15 protein-coding genes, 1 tRNA gene and 2 pseudogenes are annotated in these 16174 nt (G+C 55.0%); 8 read left to right on the plus strand and 10 right to left on the minus strand.

Features of this window, described 5'->3' with window-relative positions; genetic code table 11:
- Positions 1-7: 7 nt before the first annotated feature.
- The 5 genes and pseudogenes from K1V27_RS20465 to K1V27_RS20490 form a co-directional block, all read right to left on the minus strand.
- Positions 8-277: a hypothetical protein gene (locus K1V27_RS20465; protein WP_258932082.1), complete on the minus strand. Its 270-nt coding sequence runs from the start codon at positions 275-277 to the stop codon at positions 8-10.
- 315 nt (positions 278-592) lie between these two features.
- The gene (locus tag K1V27_RS20470; protein ID WP_258932091.1) at positions 593-1639 is read right to left on the minus strand and encodes a Fic family protein; all 1047 of its coding nucleotides are present in this window, start codon (positions 1637-1639) and stop codon (positions 593-595) included.
- Positions 1636-2040: a four helix bundle protein gene (locus K1V27_RS20475; protein WP_258932094.1), complete on the minus strand. Its 405-nt coding sequence runs from the start codon at positions 2038-2040 to the stop codon at positions 1636-1638. Before K1V27_RS20475 ends, K1V27_RS20470 begins: the two co-directional genes overlap by 4 nt.
- Positions 2041-2146: 106 nt before the next feature.
- Positions 2147-4052 (minus strand): annotated as a pseudogene (locus K1V27_RS20485) (DUF6079 domain-containing protein); the annotation flags it as partial.
- A gap of 135 nt (positions 4053-4187) precedes the next feature.
- On the minus strand, positions 4188-4388 hold the full coding sequence (locus K1V27_RS20490) for a hypothetical protein (RefSeq protein ID WP_258930666.1): 201 nt from the start codon (positions 4386-4388) through the stop codon (positions 4188-4190).
- Between the two features lie 3 nt (positions 4389-4391).
- Between K1V27_RS20490 and K1V27_RS20495 the strand changes: the two genes are divergently transcribed.
- Complete coding sequence (locus K1V27_RS20495; protein ID WP_258930665.1) at positions 4392-4667, plus strand: helix-turn-helix domain-containing protein; 276 nt, start codon at positions 4392-4394, stop codon at positions 4665-4667.
- Positions 4668-4758: 91 nt separating this feature from the next.
- The gene (locus K1V27_RS20500; RefSeq protein ID WP_353740584.1) at positions 4759-5412 is read left to right on the plus strand and encodes a transposase; all 654 of its coding nucleotides are present in this window, start codon (positions 4759-4761) and stop codon (positions 5410-5412) included.
- Positions 5413-5428: 16 nt separating this feature from the next.
- Here the strand turns inward: K1V27_RS20500 and K1V27_RS20505 are convergent.
- From K1V27_RS20505 to K1V27_RS20525, 5 genes and pseudogenes are all read right to left on the minus strand, one after another.
- Positions 5429-7357 (minus strand): annotated as a pseudogene (locus K1V27_RS20505) (DUF6079 family protein); the annotation flags it as partial.
- A 106-nt stretch (positions 7358-7463) separates the two neighbouring features.
- Positions 7464-7940: a BREX-3 system P-loop-containing protein BrxF gene (brxF, locus tag K1V27_RS20510; protein WP_258932105.1), complete on the minus strand. Its 477-nt coding sequence runs from the start codon at positions 7938-7940 to the stop codon at positions 7464-7466.
- The gene (locus K1V27_RS20515; RefSeq protein WP_258932109.1) at positions 7940-8146 is read right to left on the minus strand and encodes a helix-turn-helix domain-containing protein; all 207 of its coding nucleotides are present in this window, start codon (positions 8144-8146) and stop codon (positions 7940-7942) included. Before K1V27_RS20515 ends, brxF begins: the two co-directional genes overlap by 1 nt.
- Positions 8147-8356: 210 nt before the next feature.
- Positions 8357-8878, minus strand: coding sequence for a hypothetical protein (locus K1V27_RS20520; RefSeq protein ID WP_258932111.1), 522 nt, complete (start codon positions 8876-8878; stop codon positions 8357-8359).
- Positions 8879-9126: 248 nt separating this feature from the next.
- A tRNA-Leu gene (locus K1V27_RS20525) sits at positions 9127-9214 on the minus strand.
- Between the two features lie 513 nt (positions 9215-9727).
- On the opposite strand from K1V27_RS20525, the gene K1V27_RS20530 reads away from it, so the two are divergent.
- The 6 genes from K1V27_RS20530 (at position 9728) to K1V27_RS20555 (ending at position 16171) form a co-directional block, all read left to right on the plus strand.
- Positions 9728-10909, plus strand: coding sequence for an ABC transporter substrate-binding protein (locus K1V27_RS20530; RefSeq protein ID WP_258932112.1), 1182 nt, complete (start codon positions 9728-9730; stop codon positions 10907-10909).
- Between the two features lie 496 nt (positions 10910-11405).
- Entirely contained in the window at positions 11406-12308 is a 903-nt protein-coding gene (locus K1V27_RS20535; protein ID WP_258932114.1) for a branched-chain amino acid ABC transporter permease, read from the plus strand.
- Position 12309: 1 nt separating this feature from the next.
- Positions 12310-13290 (plus strand): branched-chain amino acid ABC transporter permease, encoded by a 981-nt coding sequence (locus tag K1V27_RS20540; protein WP_258932116.1) that lies wholly within the window; start codon positions 12310-12312, stop codon positions 13288-13290.
- Complete coding sequence (locus K1V27_RS20545) at positions 13290-14075, plus strand: ABC transporter ATP-binding protein (RefSeq protein ID WP_258932125.1); 786 nt, start codon at positions 13290-13292, stop codon at positions 14073-14075. Before K1V27_RS20540 ends, K1V27_RS20545 begins: the two co-directional genes overlap by 1 nt.
- A gap of 22 nt (positions 14076-14097) precedes the next feature.
- Positions 14098-14829, plus strand: a complete 732-nt coding sequence (locus K1V27_RS20550) for an ABC transporter ATP-binding protein (protein WP_258932126.1) — start codon at positions 14098-14100, stop codon at positions 14827-14829.
- Between the two features lie 34 nt (positions 14830-14863).
- Positions 14864-16171 carry a phenylacetate--CoA ligase family protein gene (locus tag K1V27_RS20555; protein ID WP_258932128.1) on the plus strand — a complete coding sequence of 436 codons (1308 nt, stop codon included), beginning with the start codon at positions 14864-14866 and terminating at the stop codon, positions 16169-16171.
- Positions 16172-16174 lie beyond the last annotated feature (3 nt).

Genomic DNA, 16174 nt, shown 5'->3' on the forward strand with positions numbered 1-16174 from the left:
CCGCTCCTTAACATCCACCGGCAAGGGAAGGAGTGTGCGCAACAATGCCGTGCAATTCGCTTGCATTCGTGTGCGGCGCATTTCCGCGATGGAGTTTCTTGTTGTATTCGTTTATGGTTTCAAGTGTATTCAGGCGGGGCTTAGTGCGGGCAAGCGCGTTATGGTCTTCGAAACGCGTGAAAATACACGCGGCACGCGTAACATGCGCGCGGCGCGTGAAAGTACACACGGCGCGCAAAAAAACGCTCGATTCGCCCGCACTGCCGTTTTTGGACATAAGACGCTCCTTTGGCGTGCCCCTCCTGAACGCTCGTATTTCCGCATGCGCTCATATCGCCGCTCGTAAAATACGAGCGCGCACGTATTTTGAGCGGTTCGTGGGTTTCACCGATCTCGGGGCTCTTCCCACATGTGTGTTGTGATCTTCCCACATGTGTGAATAATCACCCCTTGCGCATGTAGGCGGCTTTACACAATCAGCTCACCCCAAACGTGATCATGCCAGTCAGCCTGATCATATTAAAGCACTCATGATCTCATTTCCATAAACATGATCATCTGACCAAAAATGATCATATTAATGCGATCATGATCACGTTTTCCGCCAGATGGCATCACGCCCTCCCTTTACGCACACGATTTTTCCTGCCTCCCGGAGGTCTCGGAGGGCACGATTGATCGTGGGACGGCTGACTCCCGGACAGGTGCGCTCGATGTCCGCCACCCGAAACTCCTCCGGTAAACGTCCAATCGTCTCAAAGACCAATTCCTTCTTGGCCCCATGGGTGGTGGTCAGCTCGCCGGTTCGACGCTCGAATTCATGGTAGGCGCCGAGGAGCATCACACCCAAGAAATACTCCCACCATGGCAGCAAGGTGTGTGTGCCTTGGTGCCAGCCCTGAGAGGATTTGTAGAGTGCGTCGTAGTATCCTTCCCGCTGATTTTCGATCAAGTGCTCGAGACTGATATAACGGCCGACTTCGAAACCAGCCTGATAAAGAAGGAGCAATGTCAGCAGCCTCGCCATCCTGCCGTTTCCATCTGTAAATGGATGGATGCATAGAAAATCGAACACATAGGCTGGGATGAGCAGAAGAGGATCGATTTCTCCATAATCCCATTTTTCTCTGAAAAGGGCGTGGAGCCGCTCCATGGCTTCTGGCGTCTGATGTGCGGGAACCGGCCTGAAACGGACAAACTTCGTTCCATCGGCCCGCGTCTCGGCAATCTCGTTGTCCGTCATCTTCCATCGTCCCCCTTGTTGGGCGACGAATTGATAGAGATCACGATGCAGTTGGAGAACAATACCGACCGTAAACGGCATATTGGCATGGTTGGCATGAATCGTCGCAAGGGCATCACGGTATCCGGCGATCTCCTGTTCGGATCGATTCCTTGGCGTGGTCTTGTGCTCCACAAGCTTCTTGATCCGTTCAGCCGGTGCTTCAATGCCCTCGATACGGTTGGACGATTCGGTACTCTGGATAATGGAGACCTGGCGCAACGATTCGAGTATTTGGGGCGTCTGTTCCTTGAAAAGTGCTTCCTTTCCTCGGTATTCGCCCAACAATCGGATGGTCCGCAGGAACGAGTGGGGGATCGCGTGCCTTTCGAGGAAGTCTGACTGGAATGAATTCATGGGCGTTCCATTTTAGATTTTAGATTGTTGATTTTAGATTTTTGATTGCTGATTGAAGACTTGGTGGTGCGGATGGATGCCACGAATATGGCGGTTAACTCATTGGCCTCCTGGCGAAGGGGTTCAACTTTAGCGCGAGGGAGAAGCTCTCCGTCCATGATCAATTCCAGCCAGAAACAGCATTCATCGGCTTCTTCCAATACCGTTCCGAGTTTTGAGGCGAATTCCGCCTTTGATCGTCCACGACAGGCAGCCCGATAGTTCGCTCCAACCGACGTTCCCGCCCGGACAAGCTGATTCGCGATCGCTCGCCCTGAAATGGAGTTTGGCAGAGCATCCACGAGCTTCATCACGCGCAGGGCAAAACGCTTTGTCCGCTCCTTCAGCTCTTTCTCATTCAATTCCAAACCCTCCTATGTTCTTAGATTGACGATTGAAGCTTGTCGACTGCCAGTACAATGGCATGCAATGCATTCAAATCAAAAATCTGCAATCAAAAATCTAAAATTACTCTAAAATTATCCTCACCTTCCCAGGCTCCTTGCCCTTGGCGAGCTGGTCCAGGTATTCCTCGAACCGCTTTTTCATCTCCGCCGGGGTGGCCGGGGAGCCCCCCGAAAGCAGCGCGGCGCGCAGGTCCTCGATCTTGACCGAGACCTTGGTGAGTCCGGATAGAACATCCTTGAGCGCATGGATGAAGTCCTGGCTCAGGTCGTCGGGTAGGGCCCCCTTCTTGATGAAATCCTCTACCAGTTTGCGCGGCTCGGGTTTGAGAAGGCCGAGATTGGTCTTGGTGGTCGGGTCCGCGAGATTGGTCAGCAGCGTTTGCGTCCATCCCTCAATCAGCTTGTCGAGCTCGCCGTCAAAGTCGTCGAGCATGGTTGCCGCGGGGGGGCCTGGCGGCTCTGTTGCCGGCTTGAACTTACAGTGTGGACAGAAGGGCGAGGCGTCCAACTCCTGTTCCGTCATTTCGAAACAGCTCCTTAATGCCGCCAGGCGGTTCTGGAAGTCTAACAAGTGTTGGCGCGGCATGAGGTCGATAATGGAGAGCTTTTGCAGGTCCTTTGAGTCGCTCATCGCCCATGAGCCTGGCCTTGCGCTTGTCATCGTTCACTCCCAGCCGCGCCTTGACGTGCATGCTGATGTACGTCCGCAGATAGGCTTTCTTGAGATCGTTAAGCTTGTGCTGAGTTTGCTGGCGGAAGCCCGCCGTACCGCGCTGGACCGGATCGCCAATCTGGTCGAGGACCTCGTCACGCACAGCCTTCATCTTGTCAATCCATTCGTGGTCGGTGGGTAGAACCGCCTCGGCCGTGGAAAGATATGAGGCTGCTGACCCGAGGTCGCCCGCCAGCTCCTGTAGCAGCTCGATCTCCTCCAATGACTGTAGCCCATTGCGATGGCCGGTGATCTCCTGAACATCATAGCGCAAGTTCTTGAGCTTTCCGGGCGTGGTGTAGGCCTGCAGAGACTCGAGGAATTGCTTGGTTCTTTCAAGGGAACCGCGAATGGACGCAAATGAACGCGAATGCCCATCTTCGATTCGCGTCAATTCGCGTTCATTTGCGGTTAAATTCACCCCCCAGAAAAACAGGCCGGTCTGCAAGTTTTGCTGCGTGAGCACCAGCCGTTCCACGGCTTCGGTAATGGCCTTCTGTAGTTGTTGGACCGGTCCATCATTGCCCTGGGTGACCAGCTGGGCCATGCCCGGCGTAAGGCCGAGCAACTCGAAGAGCGCTTTGAGCGCGGGCAGGTTCCAGTCCTTGGGCCGTTCGACATGCTTAAACTGGGTGAGCTCGTCAATGCCGGTTCCGGCCAGTTGCGGCAGGCCGGTGGCGTCGAACTTCTTGCCGGGAATGGCAAGGACCAGCTCGCCGGCGTAAACCAGGGCGGCCAGTACGACCACGGCCCATTCAGGCTCCAACCGGAGTATCTGTGGGGCAAGATACTCGATTCCGAAAACATCCTGGATCAGCTCGGAGCGGTTGACCACCTGGCCATGGCCCTTCTTCTTCACAATGGCGAGGATATGCTTGGCGTACTTTGACCGGTACGGGTCCAACCTATCGCCATCGAGAAGCTCGAGTCCATCCAGCACTGCGGTTGCCTGCCTGGTTGGTTTCTGCCCGGAAATGGTGCGGAGCGCATCCTGTGCGGCCTGTGCCCGGGAGGCGCCAAAGATGAGAACTGAAAAAAACGGATATTCAGGGGCTTGGTCGCTGAAGTGAGGGCCAAGGCAGATGCCGGCCACGGTGTTTACCACGTCACGAAAGTTGATACGCTCCTGGGAGCTTGACTTGCCTTTGGTCCACTCTGCAATGGTCTTGGCTCGGCCCTGGTAGGTGGCTTCAAAGACACTGGTCATGTTCTTCTGTAGCCATTGAACCAGGTTGCGCAGGAAACTAGTACACTGCGGCGAAAGTAAGTACCTCATGTTTACGTAATCGCTAAACTTTTGGCTGGACGAATGATCGTCCTTCATGTAGGGTCAAATTCTCGAAGACCTTAACATGGAGGATATTTGCCCGTGCCAAGACTCAAACCCGACTCAATTGTACTGACTGATCAACAGCGTGCTCTGCTTGAGAGGATAGTTCGTCGAGAAAAGAGCACGCAGCAACAGATCCGACGAACTCAAGTCATCTTGGCGGCAGCCGATCAGTCGGAGAATCGGTCCATAGCCAAACGATTCAATTTGAATGTAAAAACTGTCCGCCTTTGGCGTCGACGTTGGATCGAGGTTAGCCAAGCCATGCACACTGCTGAAAAGAATGGTGACATAAAGCAATTGGAGCAACTCATTGTCGATGCCCTCACGGATGAAAAGCGTAGCGGCAGACCGGCTCTGTTTACCCCGGAGCAGATCTGTCAGATTGTTGCCATGGGCTGCGAAAAACCTGAAGATTCGCAGCGCCCCATCAGTCACTGGACGGCAAGGGAACTGGCTGATGAGGCCATCAAACGCGGCATAGTTGAAAACATCTCGCCCCGCAGTGCAGGGCGATTTTTTAAAAGAAGCAGACCTTAAACCCCATCTGTCCCGTTATTGGTTGAATGCCAAATATGATAATCCACAAACCTTCAACGAACAGGTCGTCGGCGTATGTGATGTCTATGCTATGGCACCCACCGCTCAAGAAGACGGACTGCATGTGATCAGCACGGACGAGATGACCGGCATCCAAGCACTCGAGCGCCTCCATCCTACGAAGCCCATGGAACGGGGTAAACCTGAACGACGCGAGTTTGAATATATTCGCCGCGGAACACAGACTCTGATTGCCAATTTTGATGTGTCTACCGGCAGAATGATTACGCCCACGGTGGGGGACACACGCACTGAAGAAGATTTTGCCGAACACATCAAACGTACCATCGAAACAGATCCTCAAGCGCGGTGGATATTCGTAATGGACCAACTCAATACCCACAAATCAGAAGCTCTGGTCCGCTTGGTTGCCGACCAATGTGCACTCAAGGAGGACCTCGGGATCAAGGGCAAATCAGGTATTCTCCAATCCATGGAAACGCGGGCCGCTTTTCTGCAAGACAAGAATCATCGCATTCGTTTCGTTTATACCCCGAAGCACGCTTCCTGGCTCAACCAGGTAGAAATCTGGTTCAGCATACTAATGCGAAAGTTACTCCGTCGTGGCAGCTTCACTTCAAAAGAGAACCTGCGGGAAAGGATCTTGGCTTTTATCGACTATTTCAATTCCACCATGGCCAAGGCTTTCAAATGGACTTACGCCGGCCGCCCGCTGGCATGCTAAAATGGGCCACGCACTTTCGCCGAGCTGTACTAGACGCCTTGGATTCATGCGTAGCCTTGGCCTGACCGGAAGAAGTGGACGCGAGGTCCAGGGCTGCGGCATAACTGCCCAGGGCCATGCGGAATTCTTCGTCCATGCTTGCCAGGTGCAAGAACAGCTCATCGGATTTCTTTTCGTCCTTGAAATGCGGTGCGTCGAAGGGCTGGATGAAGTAAAGGTAAAAGTCTCGCGGCGGCACGGCGGTAGATCGTTCGTTGGGCGCGCCGAAAAAGAGATATCCCTGGCGTGCGGCCTTGCGCTCCAGCCACTCCATTTCGTGCTGCCAGATTTTGTAGCCGGTGACGTATGTCTGGTCGGTACACTCCATTACTCGCCGAAGCGCATCATAGTAGTAGCGATCCAGTTGCGAAGAATCCAGGCTCTCGACCCGTTTCTCAATAAGAGCATCGAAGTCGTCGGTCTTTTTGAGGTCCAGGTAATACTGACGGTTATCCGAATTGGAGGAAATGAATTGTCCACTCACGGTCTTGTGGATTTCCCGCAGGACGGTCTCTACCTGGGAGAGCAGATCGTCGGCGGGATCGCCTCCCAGCTCCTCGATACCGGGCTGGAATAGACAAAGAGCATCCCGCAGTTCTTCAGCCGTCGCGCCGAGAGTCGCGTAGATGTCGCCCGTAGTGAGCCGGTGGACCGATAGAGCATGGATCAGTCGCAATGCCATGGGCTTGTAGGCAGGGCGTGTGAAGGCCTGCTGGATGCGTGACTCCAATACCTGACTGCAGTCGATCACCGCCTTGATGTCCGGCACCGCTCGGAATGACGGGTTCTCGCGCAGGGTCGTCCAGTATCCGTCGTAAGCGAGCAGCCCGGGGGGCTGTGTCCATGGGTCAGGCGTCAAGCGTCCAGCGTCCTTTGTGTTGTGACGTTCGACGTTCGACGCAAGACTCGGGACTTCTTTGTCGATGAGCTTTTTCATGGACAGAGACAGGGTTTTGAGCACCTCGCGCTTTTCCACGGCGGTCACCCGTTCAAAGGTATCAATGTAGTCCGGATGCACGGGGAAGAGGCGCACGAACTCATCCATGCGCTCATTCATGCGGCCGTAGAACTTGGTGAAGGGCGTCAGGTACTCACGGATTTTAGCCTGCTGCTCGGCGGTCTTCTTAAGCAGGCGCTCCGCGACCACAAATTTGACATCCTTGCGGGCAATAAGGATTTGCTCAAAGCGGTCCTTTACCCGGCGAACACTATCGGCCACAAAGGCGAAGCGGGGGCTGTCGAAGATAGCTTCCTGCACGCCGGCGATAAAGCGGAACCGCAGGTCCTTGCAAACCTCGCCAATTTCACGGAGGAAATTCAGGTCGAGGATCAGCTCCTGATCTTTTCGGCTCCTAAGAAAATCCAGCAATTCATCCACCAAGAGAAGCAACCCTTGATTTGGGTATTTCTCATGGAAGGCAGCCATCAGGTTCTCGAAAGCCACTTTGTGGTTCGGTAATTTGTCCTGCGGAGGAAACTGGTAGTCCACTTCCCATCGAGCCAAAGCCTCTTCGAGCTGCAAGCAGATGAAATCCCGGAACGGCATGGTTGTCGCTCCGAGCTCGGTTCGGATGACTTTGAATCGACCGGCTATACGGGAAAAGGATTTCGCGACGGACTGGTTCGAAAGACCGTCCGCCAGTTCCTCGTTTTCCGCAATCGAAGATATCACCGACATGAGGTGTGATTTGCCGGTGCCGTAGTTGCCGACGACGAGTAACCCCTTATTATCGGTCGGCTGTTCGAACTGCAGCATCGGGATGGCGACAGCGGTCAGCCGGTCGGCCATTTCCTCCGAGACCACATAAGTTTTCACGTGCTCATGTGCTCGGTCGGTTTGGTCGGCGTGAATGAGCTGTATGGTTGATTCGATTGGCTCGAATTGAATCAGATCTCCGTATTTCATATGTTCGTCTCCAACCGCAAATGGACGCAAATTAACGCAAATAGGAAAAGGATCGATGGCTCATTTGTGTGCATTTGCGTTCATTCGCGGTTCCAGTTCCTTGCCTTCATGCCGACGCCTCCGGGCTGACTACCAGGAAATCCCGCAACGGATATCGTTTGTATTCGGGGTGATCGGGCTTGGCGTAGACCATGTGCTCTCCGCCAATGGGGCCGCCCCAGGACGCAACCACCGTCTTGTTTCGAGAGAGCCCCTGCAGCAGTCGAAGCGGGTCCTGTTTGAGCGAGACATCGAACAGCACTTCAATGTTGTCGAGAAGGACCACATCGGCCCGGGCCGCATCCACTACATCGGAGAGGAGACGCGGCAATTGAAGCACCCGCTGACGTTCGGTGAGGTCAAGCGTCCGGCGCGACAACTCGAGATTGACATTGAGCAGCGGAGCGTTCGTACGTTCGTGAACCTCCTGGAGCACGGCGGTCTTTCCCATCCCGGCAGGGGCCACCAGCATGACTAGGCGGTGATACAGCTCGGCAGCCTGCTCGATGCTTCGTATGACTCTTTCCGCAAGCGGCTCCCCCATTACTGATCACCCCCTGAATCCGCCTGGCTGGATCGAGTTTCATCGAGCCATCGGTCAATGCCTCCTTTTCGGAAACGCCAGTGTCGACCGATCTTCTGGGAGGGGATCTTGCCTTCCCGGACGAGCTTGTAGAGTGTGGATTGTGGGATCTTCAAGTAGGCCGCCAACTCTTTGATGGTCAGTACATCATCTGGCTTTTCATCCATCGGGCGCACCTCTCCAACATCAAGACATTGTTCAACCGAAACATCATATTTATCTCGGAATTTACAGTTACTGGCAATTGTTGTCGAGCGTTTTCCCGAGTCGAAGGCAGGGGCTACATGGTTGTGTGGTCCGCTTGGAGAAATGTGAGCATGAAGACGCCATAGTCGCAGGCATCTAGGCATGGACCTCATCCCATGACTTTCCGCTTCTTACATCGGCGAGAAGGAACCGTGCCCCTTGATTGTCGGTTGGATTGAGCCACAACATCCGTTGAAAGACCTGCTCTGCTTCGGCAACCCGTTTGAGACGCGCCGGAGGCAAAGCCCGTAGCCATGCAGACATCGCAGGTACGGCCGGTTGTCGATCCACCCCCAGGCGAGAACACCGTCGAAGGCCTCGCCCAGGGAAAGCGCGCCGATGCGCATGCGCATTTCATAATGACGCAGGGCGTCTTTCGGCATACGGTCAAAAGTCATGGTCCCCAGATGAGCATGGGCATCGAGACAGCGGAGATCCGCAGCCAGAAGCTCCATCAGCAGCGTTCGCGCCTCATCGAGGTCACCGGCCGCCTTCAATTCGTTGGATCGGGTGATCGGATCGTTGAAGGGGTCCGAAGGGTTCGCGCCGGGAATGACTTGCTCCATCTCGAACAACATGGGGCGAGGACCACGCGCGATGATCGGTGATGCCCACTTCGGAATCGGTTCGTCGGGCTCCCCCCCAATATTCATCGGCAGGGTCCCACAGTCCGCGATCATAGAGTCCCAGAGCTTTGAGATCCAAGAAAGACTTCATTTTTCACGACCTACGTCATTGTTTTGTGCCCAATATGAGAAGAGCAGGGGTGGCTGAAGGGGAAAATGATGGCTTTTCCGTCTTTACCGAAAATGGAAAACGCCCGCCCGTCGTTACTCGTCGTTACCGGGGCAAAAGAGGCGGGATGCGATTTGACGGGGCAAGGCGTTTTACCAATGATTTCTGGTGCCTGGGGCGAGAATCGAACTCGCACGGAGCTGAGCTCCAAGGGATTTTAAGTCCCTTGTGTCTACCTATTCCACCACCCAGGCCCAAGGTTTAGAGGGAGAAATTTGTATCATAAAGTGAAAATTGCTGACAAGGAAAAATCCTCAAAGCCACAGTCCATAGCCTGGGATCGGGAAAATCGCATCCGAGTACGCTGCTGAACTGATCCCTTTCTTGCGAAAAAACCACCTAAAACAGCCCACGGTTAGAACGAGATCTCCGCGGTTTCCCGACCATTGTTTTCGCTTGACAGGATTTTTCAAGATTTACTATAGATGAAGGCATGCAAAGGATTATATCCCCTGCAATGAAAACAGCATTCAAAAAGGGTGGATAGCGATGGGCAGCCGAACCGACAAGGCGCGTTCCTACCTGGGTTACTACTGTTACGCCTATTTGAGGCGGTCTGCCCTTTGATTGTGCGCCTCAGGGATCCAAGGCCGTGGGCAGATCGCTAAAAGGGTTTGCCCACGGCTTTTTTATTGTTGAAGCCGTGGTGTTGCAGCCGCGGCTTTTTTTTGGGGCATGAGCGGTTAACCAACAACAAAGGAGTCATTATGAAAGGTTCAAATCGACATTTCGCTTCGCTATTATGGTTCATCGCTGTGTGCAGCATGGTGTTATGCCCATTGCTTGCCGCACCAGCCAGTGCCGCGGAGAAAGAACCCTACAAAATCGGTGCGGTCTTTTCTATCACCGGTCCGGCCTCTTTCCTGGGTGAGCCGGAAAAAAAGACCGCGGAAATGATCAGGGACGCCATAAACAAGCAGGGCGGTGTGGATGGTCACCCGGTTGAACTGATCATCTATGACGATGAAAGCGACCCGACCAAGTGCAATCTGGCCGTCAAGAAATTGATCAAACGCGACAACGTCCCGGTCATCATCGGCCCCAGCACCAGCGGCACCAGTCTCGCCGTGGTTGGAGTCGCCGAGGAGGCACAGACCCCTCTTATTTCCTGCGCGGCCAGCTACAAAATCGTGACGCCCATTGAAGAGCGCAAGTGGATTTTTAAGGTGGCCGGCTCCGATCTCCACGTGGTGGGCAAAATGTATGACCACATGAAGGCAAAAGGCATCAATAAGATAGGCGTCATGACTGTCTCCGACGGCTTTGGAGCAAGCGGACGGGAAGAATTGCTGAAGCTTGCTCCCGAGTACGGAATCGAAATCGTCGCCGACGAACGATACGGTCCCAAAGACACGGATCTCACGCCGCAGTTGACCAAGATAAGAGCAGCCGGGCCGCAAGCGGTCGTCAACTGGTCCACCGGGCCCACGCAAATTCTGGCCGTCAAGAACTGGCGTGATTTGGGAATGGAATCCATCCCCCTTTATCAAAGCCACGGCTTCGGCAGCAAGAAGAACATAGAATTGGCGGGCAAGGCTGCTGAAGGAGTACTGCTGCCGTTGGCCAAGGTCAATGTGGGACCCCTGCTTGCCGACGATGACCCGCAGAAAAAGGTCATCATGGAATACACCAAGGAATATGAAGCCCGGTACAATGAGCCGATTTCGTCCTTTGGCGGGCATGCATGGGATTCCATGTACCTGGCGATGGCAGCTCTTGAAGCAGCCGGACCGGACCGGGCCAAGGTTCGGGATCAACTGGAGAATACCAAAGGATTCGTCGGACAGCACGGGGTATTCAATTTTTCCCCTGAGGACCACAACGGTCTCAGCAAAGACGACTTGGTCATGGTGGTGGTAAAGGATGGTGACTGGGCCCTGGCGCAATAGCGAGCGGCCATACGCTGCAAGCATCCGGGTTATACCGACCTGTATCGGGTGATTCATATGGTACCAGCGCGCAGGCGACGTTTCGGCCCAATACCGCCGGGGCGGCAGGAATCCAGAAAAGCAGGGCAATGCTCCGGGTGGCTGTCTCCCTGGTGGTATTTCACCGGCAGGACGCAAGGGCAGGACGGATTCATTAACATTCCGGCTGCTATTGTCAGTTTCGAGTGTTGAGGTTGACTGTTCAACCCGAATTGAAGATGCGGGCTTCGGTTCGGAGCTTTTTTGTGCTCCAGCTGACCCGCATTTTTTGCCTCTATTCGGCAATCTTCATTTAACAGAGCCCAATCGGTATCCCGCCGTGCTACCGCCAGGACGGCAAGCAATAATCGTTGCATTGCATTGAGCTAACGGGTATTTTACCTAACTTTGGCGTGGCCTGAGCAACACGCGGACAAACCATGCGCTCGCATCCAACAAGGAGGCAAATACAGAGATCGTGGATGAATTTGGGCTGGGCACCGACCTGCTGCAATATACCGTCAGTGGTCTGACGATAGGCGCCATCTACGCCTTGGTGGCCATTGGCTACAACATCATTTACAATGTTACCGAAATCATTAACTTTGCGCAGGGCGAATTTGTCATGCTGGGCGGCCTGTTTGCCGTCTTTTTCATGGGTACGCTGCATTTTCCTGTGTTTGCCGCTTTCTTTGCAGCCATCGTCATGGTCGCCCTTGCAGGGTTTGCCATGGAGCGCTTTGTCGTGCGGCGGGCACGCCATGCCAGTGTCCTCTCTCTCATCATCATTACGATCGCCATTTCCATCATATTGAAAGGGACAGCGATGCTTGGGTGGGGCAAGGACCCCTACAGTCTGCCGGCTTTCACTGCGGGCAGCCCCATCCTGATCGGCGGGGCGGCCTTACAGATTCAGGCGCTTTGGGTGCTTGGAGTGAGCATTGCCATTGTTGTCTCCCTGACCCTCTTCTTTCACCATTCACTCTACGGGAAGGCCATGCTGGCCTGTGCGGACAATCCTTCGGCGGCGCGCATGGTGGGAATTCGGGTACGCCAGATGGTGTTGCTTTCGTTCGTCCTGAGTGCTGCCATTGGAGCGGCTGCGGGTGTGGCCATCACGCCGATTTCGCTGATGGAGTATGACCGAGGAGCGCTGTTGGGTCTCAAGGGCTTTGGCGCAGCGGCCTTGGGTGGCCTCGGCAACTTTTATGGAGCTTTTGTGGCAGGACTTCTGTTGGGCCTCGCCGAATCCTTCTGTGCCGGCTATCTCTCCTCCGGCTACAAGGATGCGGTTGCTCTCATTCTGCTGCTGCTGGTACTTTTCTTTAAGCCCGAAGGCTTGTTTGGAAGCGCTGAAGCGGCGAAGCTGAAAAGGTTTTGAAATGAGGACAACGGACCGTTGGATTTTCACCGTTGTATTCCTGCTGATTGCCGTGTTCCCGTGGCTGGTAGGGCGCATCAGCGGCATTTCGCACTACATCGAGGTCATGATATTTGCCGGCATCTTCAGTCTGGTGTGCCTCGGGTTGAGCCTGCTGATGGGCTACGCGGGGCAGATTTCTCTCGCACAAGCCGCCTTTTTCGGTATTGGCGCGTATACTTCAGGCATCCTCACGGCCCGGTTTGACTGGAATCCGTGGCTTGCCATGCCCGTGGGCGCAGTTTTGGCGGCTGCCGTAGCGTGGATCGTGGGAGTCCCCGCCCTGCGACTCAGGGGTCACTATCTTGCCATGGCCACCCTGGGCTTTGGAGTTATCGTGCATATCGTTTTCAGTGAGGAGGTGGAGTGGACCGGCGGCCCTTCCGGGATGGTCGACATACCGGGTCTTGCCATCGCAGGCTGGCGTATATCGAGCGAAGTTCAGTGGTATTACCTGATCTGGGGGATCGTTTTCCTGGCCCTGCTGTTTTCTTTTCATATCCTGCATTCGCGCGTCGGCAGGGCGCTGCGCGCGATTCACGAAGAGGAGATCGCGGCCGAGGCCATGGGCGTACCGACGGCACGCTACAAAGTGCAGATATTTGTGTTCGGAGCTGTACTGGCAGCCATAGCAGGCAGCTTTTACACACACTACGTGACATTCCTGAGTCCCAGTTCCTTTAATCTCATGTGGTCCATCCGCTTTGTTCTGATGGTCATGGTGGGCGGTATGCAGAGTCTCTGGGGGGCGCTTCTCGGCACCGTGCTGTTGACCTTTGTGGGAAACGAATGGCTGCAGGTGTTCGCCGATTTTGAAGTTTTGGTGTATGGTGCGATTCTCCTGGTTGTGGCTCTGTTTCTGCCGCAGGGACTGATCTCGGTGCTGCGTCGCGGCCCTGGAGGCGCGCGCAGTTCCGTTTCTCGATTGGGCGGCGAAGGTTGATGGAACATCCTGCACGACAACCTGGGGCATCCATTTTGGAGCTCAACGACATTCAGATGAGCTTCGGTGGAGTCCATGCTCTCAAGGGCATCAATCACGCTGTTCCGGAAGGGATCATTCAGGCCGTTATCGGCCCCAACGGAGCGGGCAAGACCACTCTGTTCCACTGTATCAGCGGACTGCTGAACCCCACTGAGGGTTCGATCCTTTTTCGGGGAGCAGAAATCAACGGACTGGCCCCTCATAGGATCGCGCATCTGGGAATTTCGCGCACTTTTCAGCACGTAGCCCTGTTCAAGAGCATGACGGTACTTGAAAACGTCATGCTTGGCCGGCACAGTCGAACACGCAGTGGGTTCTGGGCGACCGGCCTGCGCTTTCCCGGCATGCGCAGTGAAGAGCGTAACATCCACAAAAAAGCCGAGGCATTTCTGGATCTTGTAGGATTGGCGGATGCTTCGCGGTTGCAGGCTGGAACGCTCCCCCTCGGTAAACAAAAGATTCTCGAGATCGCTCGTGCGCTGGCCACGGAACCACGGCTTGTGCTGCTGGATGAGCCGGCCGGCGGTCTCAATATGACCGAAACCGAAGAGCTCGGAGTGCTCATTCAGAAGATTTGTCAGACCGGAATAACAGTGGTTCTGGTGGAGCACGACATGAACCTGGTCATGGATATCTCGGACCAGATTCTGGTGCTGCACTACGGGCAGTATCTGGCTTCTGGAACACCGCAGCATATCAAAGACGATCCGGCCGTCATCGAAGCCTACCTGGGGGAAAACTGATGCCATCGGGGTTTGAGGAAGCATGCTGACTCTCAAGAGCATCCACACCTATTATGGCAGCATCCATGCGCTGAAGGGCGTTTCCCTGCACGTCCGCCCCGGCGAAACGGTGGCTTTGATCGGCGCCAATGGGGCCGGCAAGAGCACCCTGGTCAGTACCATTTGTGGTCTGGTGAAGCTTCACAAAGGCACGGTGGAATTTCAGGGCAGGAACATCGCCGGGTTTTCGCCCGAAGACATCGTGCGGGAAGGAATCGCGCTGGTGCCCGAAGGCCGCCAGATTTTTTCCACTCTGACGGTGGAAGCAAATCTACAGATGGGCGGCTTCATTCATCGCCACAACAGCCGGCAAATGGCGCAGGATATGAAACGGGTGTACGAACGGTTTCCCATCTTACGGCAGCGCAGTCAGCAACTGGCCGGGACTCTCAGCGGAGGCGAGCAGCAGATGCTTGCTATCAGCCGCGCCCTCATGGCTCGCCCCAAGCTCCTCATCATGGATGAACCCTCGATGGGGCTGGCACCCCTGGTCATTAAGGAAATCTTCAAGATCATTCGCGAGCTCAGAGAAGAAGGGCGCACGATCCTCCTGATCGAACAAAATGCTCGCGCGGCTCTGCAGATCTCCGACCGGGGCTATGTGCTGGAAACCGGCAAAATGGTACTGCAGGGAGAGGGGGCGATGCTGCTGGAGCACCGAGAGGTGAAAAGGGCCTATTTGGGCAAGGGAGCGAAACAGATTTGGGAAGCCTGACAAAAAATTTGACTGCAAAAGATAGGATTTAGCCATGCCCATTTGGCAACCGGACAAAGAGTGCATGTCCCGGGACCAGCTGCACCAGGTACAACTGGAGCGGTTGCAGTCTACCCTGAATCGAGTCTACAGAAATGTCTCCTTCTATCACCGACGCTTTAAAGACATCGGTTTTTCGCCCGAGGAAGATCTGACCGACGTCAAGGACCTGGAGCGGCTGCCTTTCACCACGAGCCTCGAGGTGAGCGACAGCTACCCCTATGAAATGTTTGCCGTGCCGTTGCGCGAAGTCGTGCGGGTGCACTCTTCTTCCGGCACCATGACAAATCCTCGGGTAGTCGGCTATACGCGGCAAGATCTCAAAACATGGGGAAACCTGGTGGCACGCATCCTATCCGCCGCCGGTGTCACGCAGGACGACGTCATCCAGGTGACCTTCAGCTACGGCCTGCTGACCGGGGGCCTCGGCATTCATTACGGAGCGGAGCTCGTCGGGGCATCGGTACTCCCAACATCTGTGGGACGAACCGAGCGGCAGATCAAGATCATGCAGGATTTCAGAACCACCGTTCTGGTTTCAACCCCTTCCTACGCCCTGGTGATGGCGGACCATATTGAGGAACTGGGTGTGGATCCCAAAACGTTCTCCCTGAAGTACTGCATCTGTGCCGGTGAGCCCTGGAGCGAAACGATGCGGCGCGAAATCGAGGCAAGGCTGTTCGTAAAGGTTACCGACAACTACGGCATCAGCGAAGTGATGGGTCCCGGGGTGGCGGGCGAATGCCTCGAACAGACGGGAATGCATCTGCAGGAAGACCATTTCTATGCCGAAATCATCCATCCACGCACGCAGGAGGTGCTCGAACCGGGGGCCGAGGGCGAACTGGTGCTCACCACCCTGACCAAGGAAGCGTTCCCCATGATCCGCTATCGTACCGGAGACCTCTGTCGCCTCATTGCCGAGCCGTGCACATGCGGTAGGACGTTCTGGAGGATGAGTCGCATCAAGGGTCGGTGTGACGACGTAGTGGTCATCAAGGGCATCAACATCATACCCGAGCGGGTGGGCGATGTTTTGCAGCAGGTAAGAGGGCGCAGGCCGGTTTATCAGCTGGTCGCCACCCGCCAGGGCCACAAAGACCAATTGGAGATCCGGGTGGAAGTGAGCGAGGAGTTGTTCTTCGATAAGATGCGCGAACAGCGTGCCCTGGTCGATGTGATGCGGCAGAAGGTAGCCAACTTCATCGGAATAACACCACGGATCAAGCTGGTGGAAGCGGGTTCATTGGAAAGAGATGACGGTAAAGTTAAACTCTTTGTGGATCGCCGACAAAATAGTTAGTGG

The organism is Desulfoferrobacter suflitae (genome assembly GCF_022603395.1).
Classification (GTDB): Bacteria; Desulfobacterota; Syntrophobacteria; order Syntrophobacterales; family Syntrophobacteraceae; genus Desulfoferrobacter; species Desulfoferrobacter suflitae.

What these genes read in the sequence shown, in the direction of transcription:
- K1V27_RS20465 (WP_258932082.1), bottom strand. Translation starts at nt 277, where the DNA reads ATGTCCAAAAACGGCAGTGCGGGCGAATCGAGCGTTTTTTTGCGCGCC.
- K1V27_RS20470 (WP_258932091.1), bottom strand. Translation starts at nt 1,639, where the DNA reads ATGAATTCATTCCAGTCAGACTTCCTCGAAAGGCACGCGATCCCCCAC.
- K1V27_RS20495 (WP_258930665.1), top strand. Translation starts at nt 4,392, where the DNA reads ATGCACACTGCTGAAAAGAATGGTGACATAAAGCAATTGGAGCAACTC.
- K1V27_RS20500 (WP_353740584.1), top strand. Translation starts at nt 4,759, where the DNA reads ATGGCACCCACCGCTCAAGAAGACGGACTGCATGTGATCAGCACGGAC.
- brxF (WP_258932105.1), bottom strand. Translation starts at nt 7,940, where the DNA reads ATGGGGGAGCCGCTTGCGGAAAGAGTCATACGAAGCATCGAGCAGGCT.
- K1V27_RS20515 (WP_258932109.1), bottom strand. Translation starts at nt 8,146, where the DNA reads ATGGATGAAAAGCCAGATGATGTACTGACCATCAAAGAGTTGGCGGCC.
- K1V27_RS20520 (WP_258932111.1), bottom strand. Translation starts at nt 8,878, where the DNA reads ATGAATATTGGGGGGGAGCCCGACGAACCGATTCCGAAGTGGGCATCA.
- K1V27_RS20530 (WP_258932112.1), top strand. Translation starts at nt 9,728, where the DNA reads ATGAAAGGTTCAAATCGACATTTCGCTTCGCTATTATGGTTCATCGCT.
- K1V27_RS20540 (WP_258932116.1), top strand. Translation starts at nt 12,310, where the DNA reads ATGAGGACAACGGACCGTTGGATTTTCACCGTTGTATTCCTGCTGATT.
- K1V27_RS20545 (WP_258932125.1), top strand. Translation starts at nt 13,290, where the DNA reads ATGGAACATCCTGCACGACAACCTGGGGCATCCATTTTGGAGCTCAAC.
- K1V27_RS20550 (WP_258932126.1), top strand. Translation starts at nt 14,098, where the DNA reads ATGCTGACTCTCAAGAGCATCCACACCTATTATGGCAGCATCCATGCG.
- K1V27_RS20555 (WP_258932128.1), top strand. Translation starts at nt 14,864, where the DNA reads ATGCCCATTTGGCAACCGGACAAAGAGTGCATGTCCCGGGACCAGCTG.